At 51.2% G+C, this 260-nt stretch carries 1 protein-coding gene; it reads left to right on the top strand.

Going from position 1 to position 260, the window contains the following annotated elements; genetic code table 11:
• On the top strand, positions 1 to 193 hold a 193-nt coding region (locus AAEY83_RS16290; RefSeq protein WP_351060699.1), incomplete at its 5' end, for a hypothetical protein.
• Between the last annotated feature and the right edge of the window lie 67 nt (positions 194 to 260).

Below are 260 nucleotides of genomic sequence, written 5' to 3'. Positions count from 1 at the left end.
CTTCAGGGGTCATGGATCAGGATCGGCCAGTCAAAGGGCCGGCATTTTAACCACAAATGAGGGGATTCGATGGGCGCTGCGCTTCGAAAAACAACACCTTGGCGAAATCCTCTGTATCAAAAATGAATTTCTACAGGGCGCGCTGCTCATACCTGATAAGCAGCGGATTCAAAACCGCTTATCAAAAATGTAATTCGGGGGAGTGCTGTTCATGTGCCCTACACCTACGTCGAGCGCGCACCTTCCTGGCGGGTTGATTC

Source organism: Psychrobacter sp. TB20-MNA-CIBAN-0197 (assembly GCF_040309765.1).
Lineage (GTDB): Bacteria > Pseudomonadota > Gammaproteobacteria > Pseudomonadales > Moraxellaceae > Psychrobacter > Psychrobacter submarinus.
The sequence above is the reverse complement of the archived record's forward strand: the minus strand, read 5'-3'. Positions and strand labels throughout refer to the sequence as shown.